Here is a 4,170-nt window from a genome sequence, read left to right on the forward strand (position 1 = left end):
AAGTAATCTTGATTAGGGTCAAAGTTTGCTTTTTCTCCTTCTAACCCTGAAGCACTAAACACTTCACTACCAATTCTTCTTCTAGCGATATCATACCATCTTTTAAACTCAAATGCTAGTTCCCATTTACGTTCTTCTAATACGATGGTTCTAAAATCATCTTGTGATAATCCAGAAACATCCTCAGGGAAAGTAGCACCATTTCCACTTCTTGCTCTAGCTCTTACTCTATTTACATACTCGTGAGCTTCGCTTGATCCAGGATTTACTTCATTTAATGCTTCGGCTGCAATTAATAGCACCTCTGCATAGCGTATCATCATATAATTTGCTTCTGATCCTCTACCATTTCCGGTAGCAGTTGTTCCGATAGAACGAGTATACTTTGCAATATGTGGACGATTCACACCTCTACCAGCACCACTTTCTTTAAAAACAGTAAATGGTCTCTCTTCTAACGACTGAACTCCTGTAACAGGATCTGTGATATTAAAAACTCCTATGGTATCTAAACTCACTTGTTTTCTGTAATCTCTACCATCCCAAGTATTGTATACTTCTAAGGAAGGGACTCCTACAGACCAACCACCTCCAAGACCATATTGTTGATCATCTCTAAGTCCTGTTAATGCTGCTTGATAATCTCTTCCATCATCTCCATTGCTTGCCCCAATAAAATCCAATGTAAAAATTGGTTCTAAGGAAGTATCTATTAGTGAAGAGTCAAATAGATCCTGAAAATCTGGTTCTAATCCTAGGTTATAGGTTCCTTCATTATCAATCACTCCTTTTGCTTGGTCATAGGCTTGTTGGTATTCACCCATCGTTAAATATACTAATGCTAAATAGGAGTGTGCTGCAGATTTAGCAGGTATGGATCGTGCAGCTTGATTGTCTGGTAACCAGGTTTTAGCAAACTCAAAATCAGCAATGATATTTGCATACACATCCGCAGCTGGAGTCTTGCTAATAGAACTTGCTTCTTCTAGATTCGTTACTGGAGTATCTAAATAAGGGATATCTCCAAATTGTCTTACTAAATGAAAATACGCAAACCCTCTTGCAAAATAGGCTAGGGCGGTAACTGGATTTTTTATTTCATCGGCTACATTTACTTGTTCTGCACCAGCTATTGCTTGGTTAGCAGCGGCGATCATTTGATATACTCTAAGCCAATATCCATCAATCATTCCATTATCAGCAGGAACATTGAATTCATCGTGTTCGATTCTTCTTGTTGCTGTGGTAGGGTCTCCAATAGCAACCATATCTCCACGTAACATTAATGTTAAAGACATTTTTCTGCCCCAAAAATCTTCGTGAGTCATATGTCCATAGGCACCATTTGCTGCTGTCTGTATATCATTTACATTGTTAAAAAAACCATCTGGAGCTAATAGCCCTACAGGTTCTTCTTCTAGGTCAGAACATCCTATTATTGATAATCCTATCAATAAGAATAAATATTTATATTGTTTCATAATATATGCTTTAAATTATTGATTAAAATTTTACACCAAGACTAAAGTTCACAGATCTAACGGTTGGATAATTTCCAAAATCAAATCCATTAAATGTATTTTGGCTTCCTGAACCACCATTTCCTAAAAAGTTCACCTCAGGATCTAATCCAGAGTAATCTGTAAAGGTTAATAGGTTTTGAGCACTTATAGATACTCTCACATTATCCATACGTAACTTATCAGTAATCTCTGATGGTAAATTGTAGCCTAAGGCAATATTCTTTAGTCTTATATAGCTTCCATCTTCTACAAAACGAGAAGAAATTTGTTTCCCTCTGAGTTTAGCAGAGGGTATATCTGTATTTGTGTTTGTTGGAGTCCAAGCATTTAATATATCTGTAGTGGCATTAGAATCTCCGTTAAATAACTGTACATTGGTAAGATTCATAACATCGCCACCATAAGCTCCTTGAAAAAAGATGCTTAGATCAATGTTTTTGTAAGTAAATGTGTTTGTGATACCAATGGTAAAATCTGGATTAGGATCTCCTATTATTTGTTGATCATCGGTGGTAATTACGCCATCTAAATTACCATCTTCATCTGGTAAATCTGTAAATAATTGATCTCCTGCTTCGCCTCCTTCAAAAATAGCGGTTCCTTCTGGTAAAGCTCCACCTTGGTAAACACCTCTATATTCATATCCCCAAAAAACACCTACAGCTTCTCCTTCTCTTAGGATATGCGTACGATCTATATTAAAATATCCAGGAGAAGCATCTTGGAATATATCTTCACCATTTAATAAACTAACAAACTCATTTTTGTTTGTAGACCAATTAAGATCTGTAGTCCAACTAAAGTTTTCGGTACTAACATTTCTGGTATTTAAAGTAATCTCAAATCCTTTGTTATTAATCTCTCCTACATTTCTTAAACTTGCAGCAGTTAGAAAACCTAAAAATTCTGGTTGACTAGAATCTGCAATGATAAGATCCTTGGTATCTATATTATAGTAATCCAATGACAGTGAAACTCTATTGGAAAATAGCCCTAAATCTAGACCAAGATTGGTTTGATAGGAAGATTCCCATTTTAGATCTGGGTTGGCTACTTGGTTTGGTGTTACATTAATAACAGTCTGTCCATTAATAGGAGTAAAGACAGATGCAAAACTAGCAAGTGATCCATATGCTGCAATTGCTTGATTACCGGTTACCCCATAACTGGCTCTTAACTTTAGATTAGAAACCGTTTGACTGTCCTTTAAGAAGTTTTCATTTGATACTTTCCAACCAATGGCTCCTGATGGGAAAATTGCATATTTTTCATTTTTAGCAAAATTCGATGATCCATCTCTTCTAACTGTAGCTGTTAGTAAGTACTTATCATCATAATCAAAGTTTAGCCTACCGAATTGAGATTGAATCTCTATTTCAGAAAAAGAAGAAGTAGGTATCAATTGAGTAGATCCTGTTTGTAATGCGTGGTAAGAAAAAGAATCTGAGGTAAACCCTTCAGCTCCTGCAGAGAATCTATCTGTAGAATTCTTTTGGTAAGAGTATCCTGCTAATAAAGTAAGATTCCCTCTTCCTATTTCTGCATTATAGGTTAAGTAGTTTTCACTTAAGATACTTGTGCTCTTAGAATTTGTGATGGTTGCTCTTCCGCCTGTACCAGCTCCAGCTGTAGTAATTAAAGTCGATGGACTAAATGTCCCTTGAGTACCATTAATGGTACTAAAACCAAATGTAGTTTTGAAAGTAAGGTTTTCAAAAATATCGTAATTCGCATATAAATTGGCTCTATAATTATCTGTTTTTGTCTCATCGATTCCCTCAGTAGCAATGGCAAATGGATTATCTACATTATCTCCAACAGAGTTAATTGTATTAAGGCCATTGGCATCCTGTACCCCAAGATCTGGTGCAAATCGAAATAATAATGAAACCACATCATCTCCACCACCATTTACTGTAGCACCGGTTGATTGTGTAGGAACTCCATCTTTATTTCCTCGACTACCAAATATATTAGCTCCCAACTTTAACTTATCAGTTACCTGTGCATCGATATTTGATAAAAAAGAAATTCTTTCGAATTCAGAATTTATAATCACACCTTCTTGCTTAAAATAAGTAGCAGAGGCATAAAAATTTATCTTATCACTTCCTCCAGAAAAAGAAAATTGATGATTGGCAGTACTACCACTACGATACAATAAATCTTGCCAATCTGTATTGGCAGATCCTTGAACATATCCAGGATTGATGGTTTGCTGATAAGCTGCAAATTGATCCGCATTTAATAAATCTAGACGATTGGCTGTGTTTTGAATAGAATATGTAGTATTTACCTCTACAGATAATTTACCCTTTCTACCTTTTTTGGTGGTTACTAAAACAACCCCATTAGAACCTCTAGAACCATAAATAGCGGTAGCAGATGCATCTTTTAAAATCTCAATAGATTGAATGTCATTTGCCTGTGGAAAGATACCTCCTACAAATCCATCTACAACTATAAGTGGGGCACTACTAGCATTGATAGAAGTATTTCCTCTAATCTTTACATTGATAGGGGCACCCGGTTCTCCACCATTGTTAGATTGAACTACTACACCTGCTGCACGACCCTGAAGCGCCTGTGCTGCATTCAATACAGGAAAAGCATTTAACTCCTCCGTCTTTACAGAAGATACAGAACC

At 36.1% G+C, this 4,170-nt stretch carries 2 protein-coding genes; both read right to left on the bottom strand.

The window, feature by feature from the left end; translation table 11 throughout:
• A partial coding sequence (locus J8L88_RS23290; RefSeq protein ID WP_211062059.1) for a RagB/SusD family nutrient uptake outer membrane protein occupies positions 1-1,481 on the bottom strand: 1,481 nt, incomplete at its 3' end.
• Between the two features lie 22 nt (positions 1,482-1,503).
• The coding region (locus J8L88_RS23295; protein ID WP_211062061.1) for a TonB-dependent receptor at positions 1,504-4,170 on the bottom strand (2,667 nt) is incomplete at its 5' end.

This window comes from Aquimarina sp. MMG015, assembly GCF_018100855.1.
GTDB lineage: Bacteria > Bacteroidota > Bacteroidia > Flavobacteriales > Flavobacteriaceae > Aquimarina > Aquimarina latercula.